The sequence below is a fragment of the Actinacidiphila yanglinensis genome, from assembly GCF_900107965.1.
In the GTDB taxonomy this organism is placed as follows: Bacteria; Actinomycetota; Actinomycetes; order Streptomycetales; family Streptomycetaceae; genus Actinacidiphila; species Actinacidiphila yanglinensis.
The window spans coordinates 42,488-59,494 of the sequence record NZ_FNVU01000033.1; the positions used below are offsets into that span (position 1 = coordinate 42,488).

Consider the following 17,007-nt stretch of genomic DNA (forward strand, 5'->3'; position numbering starts at 1 on the left):
CGCCCCGCCCCGCCGCCCGCACCCGCAGTTCATGAACGCCGACCGGCTCGTGGAACTCGGCGTCGCCCGCCGCGTGGACACCGACGACGCCACCGCCGGGACCCTCCGCGCGGCGCTGGACGACCTGCTCGCCGATCCCGAACGCGTCCGCCGGTCCGAAGAGTTGCAGGCCGCCGCGCGGGCGGAGGGCGGCACCCCGCGCGCCGCCGACCTCGTCGAGCAGGTGCTGGCCGCGGCCCTGGAGCACTGACCCGTACGGAGGCGGCGCGTCGCGGTCAGACGGCGAGCAGCTTCAGGACGGCCTCGGCGGCGGGGCCCGCGGACGCCGGGTTCTGGCCGGTGACGAGATTGCCGTCGACGACGACGTGCGGGGACCACGCCGGGCCCTTGGAGTAGTCGGCGCCCGCGGCGCGCAGCCGGCTCTCCAGCAGCCAGGCGGCGTTGGCGGCGAGCCCGGTCATCGTCTCCTCCTCGTCGGAGAAGGCGGTGAGGCTGCGGCCCTCGAACAGCCAGGACTCGGCACTGCCCGCGGAGAGCAGGCCCGCCTGGCCGTGGCACACCGCGGCGACGACCTTGGAGGTGTCGGGCAGGGCGGTCTCCAGCAGGCGGCCCAGATCCTCGTTGACCGCGAGGTCCTGCATCGGGCCGTGGCCGCCGGGGATCAGGACCGCGTCGAAGTCGCCCGGGACGACGTCCTCCAGGCGCCGTGGGGACGTCAGCAAGTCCTGGACGCTGCCGGACTCCAGATAAGCGCGCAGGTCCGCGACCTTCGCGGTGTCGCCGTTGTTCGCCTCGGGGGCGAGGCTGAGCTCGTCGACGGTCGGCGCGCGGCCGCCGGGGGTGGCGAGGGAGATGTCGAGGCCGGCCGCGGTGAAGGCGCGGTGGGGCTCGACGAACTCCTCGGCCCAGTAGCCGGTGGGGCGCTGGCTGCCGTCCGCCTGGGTCCACCGGGTGGCGGCGGACAGCACGATGAGAACCGAGGACATGGTGTGCCTCCGTGGGAAGAAGGGTTCGGGGGGCTGCAGGGGGTTTCAGGAGAGCGTGCAAGGGGCCGGGATGTCGCGCGGGGGCGACCGGCCAGGGAGTTCTCCCTCTCAGCCGCGAAACAACCGTAACACCCTCGCATGTCGTCTCTGCGAACCGGTGGAACCATTCGTCATATGCGTATGTCGTTCGGTCATGACGCCGTGGAGATCGCGGGCGTAGGATAGGTTCTCGTGTGGACGTGATGCGGAGGTGAGAGGACGTGCAGCAGACACCGGACCTGCAGCAGACAGCGGCGGACACGTGTGCCGGTGACGTGTGCCGCAGCTCGGAACTGCTCCTGGGCTTCGTGAACACCGCGCCCCACGGCAGCGAGCGGATCGAGCTGCTGGGCGACGGTGCGGCGCTGCGGGCCTGGATGGCGGGCGCGGGGCTGGAGCCCGGCGAGGACGAGCCGGTCACGCAGGCGGACGCGATGGCGGGCCGGGAGCTGCGCGATGCGCTGTGCACGGTCTTCCGCGATCACTCCGGGTGCGTCGAGGGCGCGGAGCTGCTGCCGGCCGCCGAGGCGTACCTGCGGCGGACCGCCGATCGCCATCCGCTGACGCTTCGGGTCACCGCCGGCGGCTGCGTGCTCGTGCCCGCGCAGAGCGGGGTGCTGGGCGCGTTCGGTGCGCTGTTCGCCGCCGCGGCCGACCTCGCGGCCCGGGGGGCGTGGGCCCGGATGAAGATGTGCGCGAACAAGGGCTGCCACTCCGGGTTCTTCGACAAGACCCGCAACACCTCGGGGCTCTACTGCGGCACGGCGTGCAGCTCGCAGGCGTCGCAGCGCGCCTACCGCAGCCGGCGGAAGGCCACCACCGGGGCGGCGTGAGGTCCCCGGCTGTCAGAGGGTGGGGTGCCGGTCGCGGACCTGGCTCAGCGTCTCCAGCAGCGAGGCGACGTGCAGGATCGTCGACTCGGCGTGCCAGGTGGATACCAGCTGCACGCCGATCGGCATGCCGTCGCCGCTCGTGCCGAACCGCATGGACAGGGCCGGGAGCCCGGTCAGGCTGAACGGCACGGTCGTCGAGCTCACGTGGAAGGGGCCCACCGTCCGTCCGCCGAGCTCGAACTGCCCGAGCTGGTGGACATGTGCGGGGATCGTCGTCACGGGGAGCAGCAGCACGTCGTGCTGCTGGAAGTACTCCGCGAAGCCGTCCCGGAGGCGTTCGAGGCCCTGCTCGGCCCGGACGTAGTCCTCCACGGACGTGTCGGGGGTGGCGAGCAGGGTCTTGGAGTAGGTGAACATCTGGTCCTCGTGACCCGCGACGGTCTCCCGGACGGCGGGCTTCAGCTCCATGACGTGCTGCCGGGCGAAGAGGTCGAGGGCGTTGTCCCGCTGGAGGGCCGGGATGTCGACGGCCTCGACCCGGGCCCCCGCACCCTGCAGGGCGTCGGCGGCGGCGCGCACGGTCGCCGCGACCTCCGCGTCGACCGGCCCGAGTCCCGAGTCGACCAGCCAGCCGACCCGCACGGCCCGGTCCGGTGAGACGCCCAGGCCGGCGTCGAACTCGCGCGGGACCACGGAGTAGCCGTCGGCGCCGTCAGGACCGGCCAGCAGCGAGTACGCCAGCGCGAGGTCGCGGACGGTGCGGGCCATGGGACCGGCGTGCCAGTCGCGGCGCGGTGCCCGGGGCCAGAACCCCGTCATGGGGATGCGCCCGTGCGTCGGCTTGAGGGCCGCGATGCCGGTGTCGGCGGCCGGCCCGCGGACCGAGATGGACAGGTCGCTGCCGAGACCGAGCGGCGACATCCCGGCGGCGATGGCCGCGGACTCGCCGCCGCTCGAACCGCCGGACGAACGGTCCAGGTCCCAGGGGTTGTTCGTCCTGCCCGTCAGGAGGTTGTCGGACTCCACCCAGTAGGAGAACTCCGGGAGGTTGGTCTTCGCCAGCAGGATCCCACCGGCCCCCTTCAGGCGCGCCACGCCGGTGGCGTCCGTGTCCGGAACGCGCCCCGCGAAGATCGGCGAACCGCGCTGGGTGAGCACCCCGGCGGTGTCGAAGCCGTCCTTGACCGTGAACGGCACGCCGTGCAGCGGCCCCACCGCGGCACCCCGCGCACGTTCCTCGTCGGCCGCCTTCGCGGCGTCGAGCGCGCCGTCGGCAAGCGTGACGATGGCGTTGAGCCGCGGATTGGTGGCCTCGATGCGATCGAGGTGTGCCTGCACCACTTCGACGGAGGAGACCTCGCCGGTGCGGATCAGCTCGGCGAGTTCCGTCGCGTCTCGGTGAACGAGGTCAGCGGTCATGGGGGCTCCCTTTCACCGGTGCGGGCCGGACCTGCGGGGCGGATCCGCGCGACGGCGTGATCCCTTTGCGGTGATGCCGCGGGCGCGGGTACGCCCTCACGGACCCGCGCCGACGGACATCTCACCATTCGTGCGCTTTTTCCCGCGGCATTGCACCGGAGTGCCGCCGCATGTCCACCCGGCCGCGCCGTTCGTTCACCCGCCTTGGCGCGGTGGGCGCGTTCGATGGCCTGGCCCCAGTACGTTCCGGCGACCATGAGCACGGCGCCGAGGAAGGCGAGCGCGGTGAGCCGTTCGCCGCCGAAGCTGATGCCGATCGCGACGGCCCAGATCGGTTCGGTGCCCAGGAGCAGGCTGGCCCGGCTGGCGGAGGTGCGTTGCACCGCCCAGGTCTGGGCGAGGAAGGCGAACACGCTGCAGAACAGGGCGAGATAGACCAGTTGCGACCATGTGGTGGCGCTGCTGCGGGCCAGGTCGGGCAGGTGCGTGAGGGCGGGCGGCAGGAACAGCGCCGAGCCGACGACGGTCTGGACGGTCGTCAGATGCAGTGCGTGCATGGGGCGGCGGGCGGTGAGCCGTCCGACGAGCGCGACGTGCCCGGCCCGGACGACCGCGGCGGCGAGGATCAGGGCGTCGCCGAGCCGCGGCGCGTGCAGCCCGGTGCTGGAGGTGAGCAGCCCGACGGCCAGCACGCACAGCCCGGCGGCGGCGAAGAACGTCCGGGGCAGCCGGCGGTCGCCGGCCGTCCGGTCGAGCAGCGGGGTCAGCACGATGGTCAGGCTGATGATCAGGCCGGCGTTCGCGGCGCTGGTGTGCGCGACCCCGTACGTCTCCAGCACCAGGACGGCTGCCTGCGTGACCCCCAGCAGCGATCCGGCGCGGAGCTCCGTCCGGGTCCAACGGCGCCTCGCCCGGCGGGCGGTGACGAACGCCCCGCACGCGAGCGCGGAGATCGCGTACCGCGCGAACAGCACGCTGGTGACGGGGAGCGCGCCGGTGGCTGTCTTGGCCGCCAGGTAGCTGGAACCCCAGACCAGCGCGATCACGAACAGCGTGGCATCGGTACGGCGGGCAACGGGCATGCCCTCACGCTGCACCCCTCCCCATGGTGAAGGCAATCACCAACTTCTACAGTGAAGTTGTAGCTGCCCTACACAGTCGCCCTACACTGGGCCGATGGACGAGCGGCAACTGCGGATACTGCGGGAGCTGGGAGAGCTCGGCAGTGTCAGTGCGGTCGCCGAGGCCCTGCGCGTGACGCCCTCCGCGATCTCGCAGCAGTTGCGCCTGTTGCAGCGGTCGATCCCCGTCCCGCTCACCGAGCGTGCCGGGCGCCGGGTGGTGCTGACGGAGGCCGGACAGGCCCTCGCCCGGGCGGCGATCGAGGTCGAGACGGCCCTGGCCCGGGCACGCCACTCCCTCGCCGACTTCGCGGAACAGCCCGACGGCGCCGTCTCGCTGGCGGCGTTCCACAGCGCGGCCTCCGCGTTCTTCCCCCGGTTGCTGCGTGACCTCGCCGGGCCGGGCCACCCGCGACTGGCGCTCGCCGACCAGGACGTCGCCCAGGACCGTTTCCCCGCCCTCGCCCGTGACCACGACCTCGTCCTCGCCCACCGGCTCGACCACGGTCCGGCGTGGCCGCGTACCGTCGCCACCAGCACCCTGCTGCGCGAGCCGCTCGACGTCGCCCTGCCGGCCGGCCACCCGCTCGCCGCCAGGACGCTGCTCCACCCCCGTGACGTGGCCGGCGAGCCCTGGATCACCGTCCACGACGGCTTCCCGCTCATGGCGACCATCGAAGCCATCGCCAGTGTCGCCAACCGCCGCCTGCACATCGTCCACCGCATCAACGAGTTCGCCGTGGTGGCCGAGGCCGTGGCCGCCGGAGCCGGTCTGGCGCTGATGCCCCGCTGGACCGCCCGCGCGCACCCGGACCTCGTTCTGCGGCCACTGGACGCGGTGCACGCCCGGCGCCACATCGACGTCCTCCACCGGCCGGAGCGCACCGCGCGGCGGGCGGTCCGCACCGTCCTCGCCGCACTGCACCGCGCCGCCGGGGAGATCCAGGGGCAGGACGCCGACCCCGCGTCCCGCCCCGGCTCCGGCGGCTCCCCGACCCCGTGAGAACCGAGAGGCCGGGCCGGTTCCGCCGCCTCAACGCACGGCGGGCCCACCGGCGTCGGCGCGCCGACCGAGGGCGGCGACCGCGCCCAGCATGACCAGCAGGACCGCGGTGAACCAGGTCATCGCCGTGGTGGTGCTCACCTCGCGGGTCGCGAGGCCGATGCCGAGCGCGGGCAGGCTCAACCCGACGTAGGAGATGAGGAACAGGTCGGCCAGCGCCTCGCTCCGCTTGGCGGGGACCGCCGCGGCGGCCACGGCGCCCAGGGCGGCCTTGAAGAGCACGCCCGCGCCGATCCCGGACAGGATGCCCCCGGCCAGGAAGGCCGGCAGGTTCGCGTCGCGCATCCCGGCCAGCAGCACCACCAGGCCGACCGCCTGGGTGAGCAGGCCCGCGCGGCGCTTGGCGGCGGTGCTCAGCCGCCCGGTGAGGGTCTGGGCGACGGCCGCGGCGCCGAACACGACGAAGACGATCAGGCCGGCCAGGGCCCGGGAGGGATGGTGCAGCGTGCCGCCGACGAAGCCGGCCGCGATCGAGGTGAACATGCCGAAGACCGCGAACGCGGCGAACCCGGAGGCGGCCGCCACGAGGAATCCGGCGCGGTCGCCGTGGTCGGCGCTGACCCGCTGCGGCCGGTAGGCCGGCTTCACCATCTGCTCGGCCACGGTCTCCGGGGTGAGGGCGACGGCGACCATGCCCAGGCCGAGCAGCACGGCGAAGACCAGGAACGGGACCCGCAGCGGCGCCCCGACGAACTGCGCCAGGATGCCCCCCACCAGCGGGCCGACCCCGAGACCGCCGATGTTGGCGACGGTCGAGACCAGTTCGAACCGCTGCCCGCTCGCACCCGGCCGGTGCGCGGTGTGCAGCTCCTGGAGGTGGGCCGTGGCGGTGGCGGTCAGCATGCCGACGCCCAGCCCGGTGACCAGGCGGCCGGCGAGCAGCAGCGGCAGGGACGCGCCGGACAGGTACACCAGCGCGCCGGCCAGTTCCAGCCCCAGCGAGGGCAGCAGGATCTTCTTGCGGCCGACCCAGTCGGAGATGTGCCCGGCCAGCATCAGGCTGATCACGACGCCGACGGCGAAGGTGGCGTAGACGACCGTCACGGTGAAGGTGGAGAACCCGTCGCGGGCCTCGTAGAGGGGGTACAGCGGAGTCGGCACGGTGGAGAACGCCATCCCGACCAGGAAGGCGAACGCGACCATCCAGAAGCCCGCGCCGTGCCGGCGGCGCGCGACGGCCGGGCGGGTCCGGTCGCCGACCGGGAGAGTCCGCGGGTGCGGCTGGTGTTCGAGCAGCGACGTCGTCATGTGCCATGCATCCGTTCTGGATGAGCCGGGTGGGCCGGGCAGCCGGGTGAGCTGCCCGGGCGGGGAGGGAGGCGGTTGCCCGTTCCCATCGTCGGCGACACCGATCATCACGTCCAACGAAAGTTAGTGACATCAACCATCAGAATCGGCGATAGTTGACCTCATGGATCTGCGGCAGCTGGAGTACTTCGTGGCGGTGGTCGAGGAGGGCAACTACACGCGGGCGGCGAACCGCCTGCATGTCGTGCAGTCCGCCGTCTCGGCGGCGATCAAGACCCTGGAGCGCGAGCTGGGCGCGCAGTTGCTGGACCGCAACTCCAAGCGCGTGCTGCTGACCGACGCCGGGTCGGCGCTGCTGCCGCGCGCCCAGGTCGTGCTGGACTCCGTCCGGGACGCCGCCGACGCGGTGGCCGAGGTGCACGGCGGCCTTCGCGGCACCCTGCGGCTGGGCACCATGACCTCGGTGGGGCTCCTCGACCTGCCGGCGCTGCTGGGCGCGTTCCACCGGCGCCATCCCGGCGTGCTGCTGCAGACCACCGCCGCGCACTCCGGTTCCCGGGGGCTGGTCGACGGCCTGCGCGAGCGGCGCCTGGACCTCGCCTTCGTCTCCCTGCCCGGCACCCGGCCGCCGTCGTTGCAGGTCATCGATCTGACCTCGTCGGTCCTCGACCTGGTCGTCCCCGACGATCATCCGCTGTACGGCCGCGGCAGCGTGGCCATCACCGCACTCGCCGACCTGGACTTCATCGACTCCCCCCTCGGCTTCGGCACCCGGGCGGTGACCGACGCCGCCTTCACCGCCGCCTCCGTACCGCGCCGGGTCACTCTGGAGATCTCCGACGTGGAGACCGGAACGGCGTTCGTCCGCGAGGGGCTGGGCATCGCCCTCATCCCCCGGTTCGTCCTGGGGCCCGCCGACAACCCGTCCAGGCTCACCGTCACCGGGGCGGACCTCAGCTGGCCGGTGTCGCTCGCCGTGCCGACCGACCGGACGCCCAGCGCGGCGGCGCAGGCGATGATCGCCCTGACGCGGGAGTTCGTGGGCACCACCGCGGGCCCGCCGGCGGCCCGTTGAGGGTGCGCAGCGGCGGGCACCGGGGGAAATTCCTGGAGGCCGGCCTCAGTTGGAGTAGACCCGGGAAGGCGCGACCAGCACCGCGGTACGCCGCTGCTCGGCCATCACCCGGTCGTACTCCGCCCAGTCGGCGTGCTGCCCGCCGGCCGCCGTGAAGATCTCCCGCAGCAGACCCGGCAGTGCCTCCGGCTCCAGCCACGGCCGGGGGTCGTCGGGGCCCGCCAGTTCCGCGGCGCCCTCGACGGTCGCCCACCGGCTCCCGTCCCGGAAGGTCGCGCCGAGCTGGGGCCGGACGCGGAGATTGCCCAGCTTCACCCGGCCGTAGGTGACGAACGCCAGCACGGGCTCGCCGCTTCCGGGGTGCGCGATCATCCCGGCGTTCACCAGGGAGGACTGGATCGTGTGGTCCGCGCGCAGCGTCGAGACCACCGCCAGGAACCCCTCGTTCCTGCCGACGGACACGGCCTCGTGCAGGGTCGTCATCGTTGCCTCCTGTGTGGGGCGGATCCGCTCACCGGGACCGGGCCCGGTGAGCGGTGCGGGCAGTACGTCCGGTGTCGGCGCGGCGCGGGCCGCTCGGCTCGGGCCGCCGACCCCGGGTCTGGTTCACGTGTACCGGTCGAACAGGGCCTGCGTGCAGTCCTCCAGCCGCTTCGTCATCACGGCGGGGGTCGGATCCGCCCGGCCCATTATCGACCGCCCCACGGCGCAGGTCCCTCCTCCGCAGCTCCCGATGGCTGCCCGCCGGGGGCAACGGTCCGGTGACCCGGATCTCCGATGCGAGGCGCCCACAGGAACCGAAAGAGGTCTCGGCGCAGGGGCGTTGGTGATGGCGTCGAACCGCGCTCGTCAACTGCGCGACTTATCCTCCTGCTTGGGTGATCAGCAAGGAACGAGGGGCCGACATGGCGGTATCCGAGCAGGACGGCGGCAGCGGCTCAGCAGCCGTCCACCCTCCCGAACTCGTGGGCCGCGAGCGGGAGATGGCCGAGCTCGCGCGGGCCCTCGACGCGCCGCCGGCGGCGGTGTGGATCGAGGGCGAGGCCGGAATCGGCAAGAGCAGGCTGCTGCGCGAGTACCTGGCCCGGACCGCGGGCCGCGCCGACCGGGTGCTGCTGGCGCGCTGCCCGCCGCTGCACCATCCGCAGACGCTGGGGCCGCTGGTCGACGCGGTCCGCCAGGTCACCGAGACGGTGGCGGGGCTGCCGCTGAGCCCGCTGGCGGGTGCGCTGCGGCCGCTGTTCCCGGAGTGGGCCGCCGACCTGCCGGCCGCCCCCGGGCCGGCCGAGGACCCGACGGCGGTCCGGCACCGGGTGTTCCGGGCGCTGGCCGAGCTGCTGGCCCGTCTGGACGTCGACGTGCTGGCCGTGGAGGACGTGCACTGGGCGGACGAGGCGACGTTGGAGTTCCTGCTCTTCCTGGCCTCCGGGGTGCCGCAGCCGGTGGGCCTGGTGGTGACCTGCCGGCCGGAGGACGTGGCGGGCGGCTCGCTGCTGCGGCGACTGGCGGCGCGCCTCGCCGCCGACTCCGTCTCGGCAGCGGGGCGGCTGCGGCTGGCCCTCCTGCCGCTGGACGTGGCCGGCACGGCGCGGCTGGTGTCGTCGATGCTCGCCGGGGAGCACGTCTCCGACGGGTTCGCCGGGTTCGTCCACCGGCGCACCGAGGGCGTGCCGCTGGCGATCGAGGGCGCGGTGCGGCTGATGGCCGACCGGTCCGACCTCAGCCACGGCGCGGGCGGCTGGGGACGTCGCCGGCTGGACGAGATCGGCGTGCCCGCCACCGTCCGCGACATGGTGCTGGAGCGCCTGGGACGGCTCGGCCCCGACGGGCGGGCGATGCTGCGGGCCGCGGCGGTGCTGGGCCGGCCCGCCGACGAGACGATCATCCGCGCGGTGGCGGGACTCGCGCCGGGTCGAGCCCAGGCGGGCCTGATCGAGGCCCTGGACCGCGGGCTGCTGGACGACGAAGGCTGGGGGCAGGTGGCGTTCCGGCACGTGCTGGCCCGCCAGGCGGTGTACGACGCGATCCCGCCGCCCCGCCGCCGGATGCTGCACCGGCGCGCCGGACGGACCCTGGAGGCCCTGGCCCCGCCGCCCGTGGGGGAGCTGGCCGACCACTTCCGGGTGGCCGGGGAGAGGAGCGAGTGGTGCCGGTACGCCGAGTGGGCCGCCGACCTGGCGCTTGCCTCCGGTGACGAGACGACCGCGGGCACCCTGCTGCACGACCTGGTCGTCAACGGCGGCCTGCCACCCGCGTCGACGGTCCGGCTGATCAGGAAGTTCCCGTTCGCGTCGTTCGCGGGGCCGGCCCGGTTCCGGGAGCTGGTGCCGCCGCTCCGCGCCGCGCTGGCCGCCACGGCGGGCGACGCCGTCCAGGAGGCCGACATCCGCGTCCAACTGGGCAACGTCCTGCTGTTCATGGGTGAGGACGACGCGGGCCGCGCCGAGTTGAAGCGGGCGATCCCGCACCTGGGTCACGATCCGGCCGAGGCCGCGCGGGCGATGATGCGCCTCGGCTGGCCGCGCAGCAGTAGCTGGCCCGTCTCGGCCCACCTGCGATGGCTGGAGCGCGCCGCCGAACTGGAGGTGCCGTCGATGACGGCCGCCGACCGGCTCGGCTTCGCCGCGGACCAGGCCACCGCCCGGCTCATGCTGGGCGAGACCGACGGGTGGGCGCTGGAGGCGGGGATACCCGACGACGCCGACGCCCCGGCGGAGTGGCAGCAGATCACCCGCGCCAACGTGAACCTCGGGGACATGGCGATGCTGTGGGGCCGGTACGCGGTCGCCGCCCGGAGGTTGGACACGGCTCTGGCGCTGGCCGACCGTCGGCGGTACCGGCGCTACGAGTCCGTCGCCCTGGTGACCCGGACCCATCTGGACTGGCTCACCGGCGCCTGGGACGGCCTCGCCGAACGGGCCGCCGCGCTCGCGGAGTCGGAGGACATCCTCCCGCTCGCGCGGCTGGAGGTGCTGTTCGTCGTCGGGCAGCAGCAGGCCGCGGCGGGCGCGTACGGGCCGGCCGCCGAGCGACTGCGTCTGGTGCTCGACGGGGAGGTGGACAGCGGGGCGCTCGCGGACTCGATGGAACCCGCGGCGGCGCTGGCCCGGTTGGCGCTCGCCGCCGGCCGCGTCGACGAGGCGCTGGACATCACCGAGGAGCCGGCCGCCCTCATCGCCCGCAAGCGCACCTGGGTCTGGGCCTCGGACCTCGGCCCCGTCCGGGTGGCCGCGCTGGCCGCCGCCGGGCGGGTCGAGGAGGCCGCGAAGCTGACCGCGGCCTTCGCCCGGGGGCTGCGCGGCCGCGACGCGCCGGGGCCGCGCGCCGGACTGGCCACCTGCCGGGCGGTCCTGGCCGACGCGCGCGGCGAACATGCCTCGGCCGCCCGGCTGTTCGCCCGGGCGGCAGCGGCCTGGCAGGTCCTTCCCCGGCCGTACGAGGCACTGTTGGCCCAGGAGCGGCAGGCCCGCTGCCAGATCGCCGCGGGACAGCGGGAGGTGGCACTGTCCCTCCTGGCGGAGGTACGCGAACGGCTGATCACCCTGGGCGCCCTCGGCGACGCCGACCGGGTGGTGTCCTGCCTGCGCGAGTACGGCGTCCCCGCGAAGCGGCCCCAGCGCGGTGGCCGCCGGGCCAACGGCAACCGGTTGTCCCCGCGGGAACTGGAGGTCACCCGCCTGGTGGCCACCGGCCGCAGCAACCGGCAGATCGCCGAGACGCTCTTCCTGTCCCCCAAGACCGTGGCCCAGCACCTGAGTTCGTCGATGCGCAAGCTCGGCGTCTCCTCGCGCACCGCCCTGGCGGTTCTCGCGACCAGCGCGGAGTTCGCGCAGCGGGACGTACCGGACCGGCGGCCCGGCGGCGGTGCCAAAAATAGGTGATCCGCCGGATGCCCGGCCGGGCCGGCTGAGGCCAGAGTTACCGGACAGGCGCGCCACAGGTCGTCGAGTGCGACCGGGCGTGCTTCGGCAGTCGCGTCGTGGGGACACCTCCGGGTCCGCCCAACCCGGGCCCACGGCAGGGCACTTCCAGGCCCGGCACTTCCAGGTCCGCCCGATCTCGGCCCGCAGCAGGGCACTTCGGCCCCCCGCCGGACGGGATTCGCACCGCACGCTCTCGGCGACGCCGCCGAAGGCGCATGTCCCCTGCACAAGGAGAAGTCGAGTGATGAGTGATCACAGACGTCGCCCGCGGCTGCCGGCGGGGCCGAGCCGGCGCTTCACGCGCCGGCTGGCCGTGCTCGCCGCGCCGCTGCTGGCGCTGTCGCTGACCGTCGCGCTGAACGCCGCCCCGGCACAGGCCGATCCACCCGCCGCCCTCGACGCGGCCTCCGCGCAGACCGAAGTACCGGCCGCGCAGACCGGCGCGCCCACCGCCCCGGCGGGCTCCGCGACGCCCGGGGACGGGCAGACCGTCACGACACTGACCGGCGGAAAGATCCTGATCCGCCCCGACGGCACGCAGGAGGATCAGGGCGGCGGCCCCGCGCTGAACTACTCGGGCCCGAACGGCGACCACTACGTCGTGCCGGCGGAGGCCGCCCCGTACGCCGGCAGGTCGCTGGACTGGACGCTGTTCGACGTCTCCGCGCTGGTCCGCGACCACGTCACCGACGGGGCGAGGATCCCCGTGGCGCTGTCGTTCAGCAGCGCCGGTGCGAGCGCGCCGCCCGGGATCACCCTCACCTCCTCCGGCTCGGGCATCAGCGCCGTGGGCTACATGACCCCCGCCTCCGCCCAGGAGTTCGGCGCGTACCTGCGCGGCCGGATCGCCGCCGACGTCGCCGCGGGCAGGCCCGCCGGCACCACTGCGCTGCCCGGCGTGAACCGGCTGGCGCTGGCCGCCGCCGCGCCCGGCCAGGGCGTGACCCCGCAGTACGCCTACCAGGTCGCGCAGTTCGACACCCCGGGGCTGACGGGGCAGGCGAACGCGATCATCAGGCTGTGGGACATGGACTCCTTCACGGCGGTGTCGACCACGATCGCCTCCTCCGACGGGATCGCCCGGATCGCCCTGCCGGCCGGCCGCTACTTCGCCGTCGCGCAGTTCGGCGAGTTCGACGACCAGGGCAACCCGGTCGAACTGCGGTACGTGTCCGCCGGTTTCACCGTGCCCGACAGCAGCGGCACCGTCACCACGGTGAACCTGGACGAGAAGAGCGCCACGACGCGCTCCACCGCGGCCACTCCGCGGCCGGCCCGGCAGATCAACCAGACCGTCGCCTGGGGGCTGCAGAGCGCCACCGGGGACTGGGACATCATCTCGACGGTGGTCGAAGGTGCGAAGGGAACCGACATCCAGGGCGAGCCCGGAACCGACGTGTACGTCGCGCCGACGTCCTCGGGCCCGCCCGCCGGGAAGCTCCGCTACTTCGTCCAGTGGGACGGCATCGCACCCTCGTCCCGGGGCGACTTCCCGTACGCCGGTGAGAGTGCCTACCCCTACCGGTACGACCTGGCGTTCGGCTGGGACGACCGGATCCCGAAGGGCCCCTACCCGGTGCGGAACCGCGACCTGGCCACGGTCCACGAGCACCTCTACGCCGACCCGGCCCAGACCCCCGCGGACTTCGAGTTCTCCAAGGCGCCCATCGACCCCGTCCTGCCCGCGGAGTTCGCCGCGATCCAGACGACCGACGGGCTGCCCCGCGAGGCGCCCGGCGACTTCACCGACTACGTCGGCACCGCGGACGGGGGCGACTGGATCTTCAACGCGGACATCGGACCGGGCTACGGCCTCGACGAGACCATGGCCGACCCGCGCACCTACGCCGGCGGCCACGTGTACGCGACCGACTGGGGACGCGGGCCGCTGAGCCCGCAGTGGGGCCAGCACCTGCCGCGACCGGACGCCCTGTACCAGAACTGCGAGGCGTGCGTCACCGAGAACGCGGGCGAGGACTACCTGACCGCGCTCTACCCCGCCGACGCCCAGGACACCCAGCAGGCCGCGAGCGGCGTCCGGTACCTCGACGAGAGCGGCGCCTGCTACGTCAACGGGCAGCTCTTCGCGGGCTATCCGGCCTGCATCGACGACCACGCCCTCTCCGCGGACAGCGGTACCCCGGCCGAACCGAACACCTACCGCCTGGTCTACGACACCAGCCTGAGGCCCACGCTGCCCCTGTACAGCCAGGCCACCTCGACCCACACGGACCTGACGTTCAGGTTCGCCTACAAGGCGCAGCCACCCGCGGACATGGCGCTGCCGTCCGGCTACCAGTGCACCGAGTACCCCGTCCAGGGCGCCTGCGAGATCCTGCCGGTGCTCACCCTCGGCTACCAGCTGGACGAGAACGAGCTGAACACCAGCTCCGCCCCGGTCCAGCAGCTGAAACTGGACGTCGGCCACCTGACCTACGACGGCATCGGGTCGCACGCCGCGATCACCTCCGCCTCGGTGGACGTGTCCTTCGACGGCGGCACCACCTGGCAGCACGCGGTGGCCGGCGGACGCGACGGCCACTACACCGCGCACTGGCGCAACCCGGCCTCCGCCCGGGGGACGAGCCCCGCGCTGCGCGTGACCGCCACCGACGCCGACGGCGGGTCGATCACCCAGGTCATCGACAACGCCTACACCCTCGCCGCGCACGCGCGCTGATCCGGCCGGAAGGAACGAGAACCATGGTGAGACGCCTCATCCAGGGCACGGCGATACCCGCCGCGCTGGCCGCGATCGCCCTCTTCTTCGCAGCACCCGGTGCGGCGGCCGCGAACCCGGCCGCCCACGCGCCCCAGGGCACGCACGCGCCGCGACACGGCCGGCAACCGTCGAACGTCCAGGACGCCTGCCCGACGGCCGCGCGCGGGCAGGTCCGCTGCATGGCCCTGGTCCGCACCGACGTGCACGGCGGCCGCGGTGCCCGGGGCCCCGGCGCGCGCACCGCCGCCGGAGCCGCGGACCCGACCCCGCTGCCGTCCGGATACAGCCCGGCCGACCTCCACTCCGCCTACAACCTGCCGTCCACGGGAGGCGGCGGGCAGACCGTCGCCGTCGTCGAGGCCTACGACAACCCCACCGCCGAAGCCGACCTGTCCGTCTACCGCACCACCTACGGGCTGTCCGCCTGCACCACCGCCAACGGCTGCTTCACCAAGGTCGACCAGGAGGGCGAGCAGGCCGGCTACCCGGCCGGCGACCAGTACACGGGCTGGGGCCTGGAGACCGCACTGGACCTGGACGCGGTCTCGGCGGTCTGCGAGAGCTGCCACATCCTGCTGGTGGAGGCAGACAGTCCCGACGAGGCCGACGTCGCCGCCGCGGAGAACACCGCCGCCCGCCTCGGGGCGACCGAGATCTCCAACAGCTACGGCGAGGACGAGAGTTACGGGATGCTCGGGTACGCGTCCGCCTACGACCACCCCGGAGTGGCGATCACCGCGGCGTCCGGCGACCTCGGCTTCTCGGTACCGAAGTTCCCGGCCGTGCTGCCCACGGTCACGGCCGTCGGCGGCACGTCACTGGTACGGGACCCGGGCACCGCGCGGGGCTGGTCGGAGACGGCCTGGGGCGAGTCGAGCAGCGGCTGCTCGGCCTGGCTCGACAAGCCCGCCTGGCAGACGGACGTCCCCGACTGCCCCGGCCGCGTCACCGCCGACGTGTCCGCCGACTCCGACCCCAACACCGGCGGCCTCGCCATCTACGACACCACCCCCGACATCGCCGGATCCCCCGGCTGGATCCAGGAGGGCGGCACCAGCCTCGCCTCACCGATCGTGGCCGCCGTCATCGCCCTGGCCGGAAACCCGGGCGACTTCCCCGACGCCTCCCGCCTGTACGCCCACACCGGCGACCTGTACGACGTGACCGGCGGCTCCAACGGGGCCTACGGGTTCGACTGCGGCGGTGACAACCTGTGCACCGGTGAGCCCGGTTACGACGGCCCCACCGGTCTGGGCACGCCGAACGGCCTCGGCGCCTTCTAGCACCCCCCACAGCGATCCGCGGTGCGTTCACCCGGCGGAAGCGGCCCTCCCGGGGGCCGCTTCCGCCGACTCGCCTTCCTGGCCGCCGCGTTCCCGCGTTACCGCCTCACCGCCCGAACAGCGGCACAGCGCCCCTCCCCCGGTCAGGATCCTGCCCGCGTCCCCTCCGGTTGCCGGGCCGATTCGCGGGTTTTATGGTGATCATTCGGGCGCCGGCCGCGGTGCGTGTTCCGCCAGGCCGTTCAGAGGTCGTCGCGCAGCCCCTCGGGGTGCTCCTTCACGATCGGCGGCCGCCTCCTCACGGTCCGGCACGGCACCGGCGACCGCATCCCGCCCATCGGGGCGAGCGGCGCCCGCCCGACAGGGCGCGGGGACCCCGTGAGGGGAAAGCGCGCCTGCGCCGTAGGAGGTCGTCACGGGCATACTCGCGGTGGTTTTCGGAGTGCTCGGTGCCGCGAGCAACGCGACGGGAACCGCTTTCCAGCGCGAAGCCGCGTCCACGCTGAAGCAGGGCGGCGGGCTTCACTTCGTCCTGATGCTCGTGCGCAAGCCCGCCTGGACGATCGGCGTCCTCGGCGTGATGGGCGCGGCGCTGTTCCAGGCCCTGGCCCTGCTCAACGGGCCGATCGCGCTCGTCCAGCCGCTGTTCGTGCTGGAACTGCCCTTCGCCCTGATCATCGTCGGGCACCTGCTGCACCGCCGGATCCCGTCCGAGGGATGGTACGGCGTGGCCAGTGTGGTGGCCGGTCTCGGGCTGCTGCTGGGCGCGGCCGCACCGCACGGCGGCGGGGCGCAGGCGCCGCTCAGCCGATGGATCCCGGCGCTCGTCGTGTGCTACGCGCTGATGGCCGGGGCCGTGGTCATCAGCCGCGCCCCCTCCTCCCCGCAGGTCCGCGCCGTGACGCTGGGGGTGGCCGCCGCCGTGGGAAACGCGACGACCGCCGCTCTCCTGAAGTCCGCGACCACGACCTTCTCCGACCACGGCGTCGTCGCGTTCCTCAGCGCCTGGCAGACCTACGGCTTCGCGCTCACGGGCATCGCGGCCGTCCTCCTGCTGGAGAACGCGTTGCAGGCCGGCCCGCTGGCCGCCTCACAGTCGGCGCTGACCATCGGCGACGCCCTCGTCAGCCTGGTGCTGGGCGTCACGGTGTTCCAGGAGACGATCCGCGCCGGCGCGTGGATACTGCTGGAACTCCTCGGCCTCGTCTTCATGTGCTTCGGCGTCTTCCTGCTCACCCGCGCCATCCCCAGGATCAGAACGGTCGGCCGTCGGGCGGCGTAGCGAGCGCGGCCGG

At 73.9% G+C, this 17,007-nt stretch carries 12 protein-coding genes and 1 pseudogene; 8 read left to right on the forward strand and 5 right to left on the reverse strand.

Annotation, left to right across the window (positions count from 1 at the left end; translation table 11 throughout):
- Window positions 1-25: 25 nt before the first annotated feature.
- Window positions 26-250: pseudogene (locus C4U44_RS39855) on the forward strand (glycosyl transferase); the annotation flags it as partial.
- A gap of 25 nt (window positions 251-275) precedes the next feature.
- On the opposite strand, the gene C4U44_RS39860 reads toward C4U44_RS39855, so the two are convergent.
- Window positions 276-986 (reverse strand): type 1 glutamine amidotransferase domain-containing protein, encoded by a 711-nt coding sequence (locus tag C4U44_RS39860; protein WP_103891027.1) that lies wholly within the window; start codon window positions 984-986, stop codon window positions 276-278.
- 260 nt (window positions 987-1,246) lie between these two features.
- Between C4U44_RS39860 and C4U44_RS39865 the strand changes: the two genes are divergently transcribed.
- Window positions 1,247-1,858 carry an ABATE domain-containing protein gene (locus C4U44_RS39865; protein ID WP_103891028.1) on the forward strand — a complete coding sequence of 204 codons (612 nt, stop codon included), beginning with the start codon at window positions 1,247-1,249 and terminating at the stop codon, window positions 1,856-1,858.
- Window positions 1,859-1,870: 12 nt separating this feature from the next.
- On the opposite strand, the gene C4U44_RS39870 is transcribed toward C4U44_RS39865, so the two are convergent.
- The gene (locus C4U44_RS39870; protein ID WP_103891029.1) at window positions 1,871-3,277 is read right to left on the reverse strand and encodes an amidase; all 1,407 of its coding nucleotides are present in this window, start codon (window positions 3,275-3,277) and stop codon (window positions 1,871-1,873) included.
- Window positions 3,274-4,359 carry a DMT family transporter gene (locus C4U44_RS39875; RefSeq protein ID WP_200823571.1) on the reverse strand — a complete coding sequence of 362 codons (1,086 nt, stop codon included), beginning with the start codon at window positions 4,357-4,359 and terminating at the stop codon, window positions 3,274-3,276. Before C4U44_RS39875 ends, C4U44_RS39870 begins: the two co-directional genes overlap by 4 nt.
- Window positions 4,360-4,453: 94 nt before the next feature.
- On the opposite strand from C4U44_RS39875, the gene C4U44_RS39880 reads away from it, so the two are divergent.
- Complete coding sequence (locus C4U44_RS39880; protein WP_103891030.1) at window positions 4,454-5,401, forward strand: LysR family transcriptional regulator; 948 nt, start codon at window positions 4,454-4,456, stop codon at window positions 5,399-5,401.
- Between the two features lie 30 nt (window positions 5,402-5,431).
- On the opposite strand, the gene C4U44_RS39885 is transcribed toward C4U44_RS39880, so the two are convergent.
- On the reverse strand, window positions 5,432-6,709 hold the full coding sequence (locus C4U44_RS39885) for an MFS transporter (protein WP_103891031.1): 1,278 nt from the start codon (window positions 6,707-6,709) through the stop codon (window positions 5,432-5,434).
- A gap of 163 nt (window positions 6,710-6,872) precedes the next feature.
- Between C4U44_RS39885 and C4U44_RS39890 the strand changes: the two genes are divergently transcribed.
- Window positions 6,873-7,784, forward strand: a complete 912-nt coding sequence (locus tag C4U44_RS39890; protein ID WP_103891032.1) for a LysR family transcriptional regulator — start codon at window positions 6,873-6,875, stop codon at window positions 7,782-7,784.
- Window positions 7,785-7,829: 45 nt separating this feature from the next.
- On the opposite strand, the gene C4U44_RS39895 is transcribed toward C4U44_RS39890, so the two are convergent.
- Complete coding sequence (locus C4U44_RS39895) at window positions 7,830-8,267, reverse strand: TIGR03618 family F420-dependent PPOX class oxidoreductase (protein ID WP_103891033.1); 438 nt, start codon at window positions 8,265-8,267, stop codon at window positions 7,830-7,832.
- Between the two features lie 422 nt (window positions 8,268-8,689).
- Between C4U44_RS39895 and C4U44_RS39900 the strand changes: the two genes are divergently transcribed.
- The 4 genes from C4U44_RS39900 to C4U44_RS39915 all read left to right on the forward strand — a co-directional run bounded on the left by C4U44_RS39900 (window position 8,690) and on the right by C4U44_RS39915 (window position 16,994).
- On the forward strand, window positions 8,690-11,665 hold the full coding sequence (locus C4U44_RS39900; protein ID WP_103891034.1) for a helix-turn-helix transcriptional regulator: 2,976 nt from the start codon (window positions 8,690-8,692) through the stop codon (window positions 11,663-11,665).
- A 286-nt stretch (window positions 11,666-11,951) separates the two neighbouring features.
- Window positions 11,952-14,387 (forward strand): hypothetical protein, encoded by a 2,436-nt coding sequence (locus C4U44_RS39905; RefSeq protein WP_103891035.1) that lies wholly within the window; start codon window positions 11,952-11,954, stop codon window positions 14,385-14,387.
- A 23-nt stretch (window positions 14,388-14,410) separates the two neighbouring features.
- A complete protein-coding gene (locus tag C4U44_RS39910) occupies window positions 14,411-15,712 on the forward strand; it encodes a S53 family peptidase (RefSeq protein ID WP_103891036.1) in 1,302 nt (433 codons plus the stop codon).
- A 421-nt stretch (window positions 15,713-16,133) separates the two neighbouring features.
- Window positions 16,134-16,994 carry a DMT family transporter gene (locus C4U44_RS39915; RefSeq protein ID WP_103891037.1) on the forward strand — a complete coding sequence of 287 codons (861 nt, stop codon included), beginning with the start codon at window positions 16,134-16,136 and terminating at the stop codon, window positions 16,992-16,994.
- Window positions 16,995-17,007: the final 13 nt, after the last annotated feature.

Bases quoted from the DNA above. Each gene is read 5' to 3' on its own strand.
- C4U44_RS39860 (WP_103891027.1), bottom strand. From the start codon at position 986: ATGTCCTCGGTTCTCATCGTGCTGTCCGCCGCCACCCGGTGGACCCAG.
- C4U44_RS39870 (WP_103891029.1), bottom strand. From the start codon at position 3,277: ATGACCGCTGACCTCGTTCACCGAGACGCGACGGAACTCGCCGAGCTG.
- C4U44_RS39875 (WP_200823571.1), bottom strand. From the start codon at position 4,359: ATGCCCGTTGCCCGCCGTACCGATGCCACGCTGTTCGTGATCGCGCTG.
- C4U44_RS39880 (WP_103891030.1), top strand. From the start codon at position 4,454: ATGGACGAGCGGCAACTGCGGATACTGCGGGAGCTGGGAGAGCTCGGC.
- C4U44_RS39885 (WP_103891031.1), bottom strand. From the start codon at position 6,709: ATGACGACGTCGCTGCTCGAACACCAGCCGCACCCGCGGACTCTCCCG.
- C4U44_RS39890 (WP_103891032.1), top strand. From the start codon at position 6,873: ATGGATCTGCGGCAGCTGGAGTACTTCGTGGCGGTGGTCGAGGAGGGC.
- C4U44_RS39895 (WP_103891033.1), bottom strand. From the start codon at position 8,267: ATGACGACCCTGCACGAGGCCGTGTCCGTCGGCAGGAACGAGGGGTTC.
- C4U44_RS39900 (WP_103891034.1), top strand. From the start codon at position 8,690: ATGGCGGTATCCGAGCAGGACGGCGGCAGCGGCTCAGCAGCCGTCCAC.
- C4U44_RS39905 (WP_103891035.1), top strand. From the start codon at position 11,952: ATGAGTGATCACAGACGTCGCCCGCGGCTGCCGGCGGGGCCGAGCCGG.
- C4U44_RS39910 (WP_103891036.1), top strand. From the start codon at position 14,411: ATGGTGAGACGCCTCATCCAGGGCACGGCGATACCCGCCGCGCTGGCC.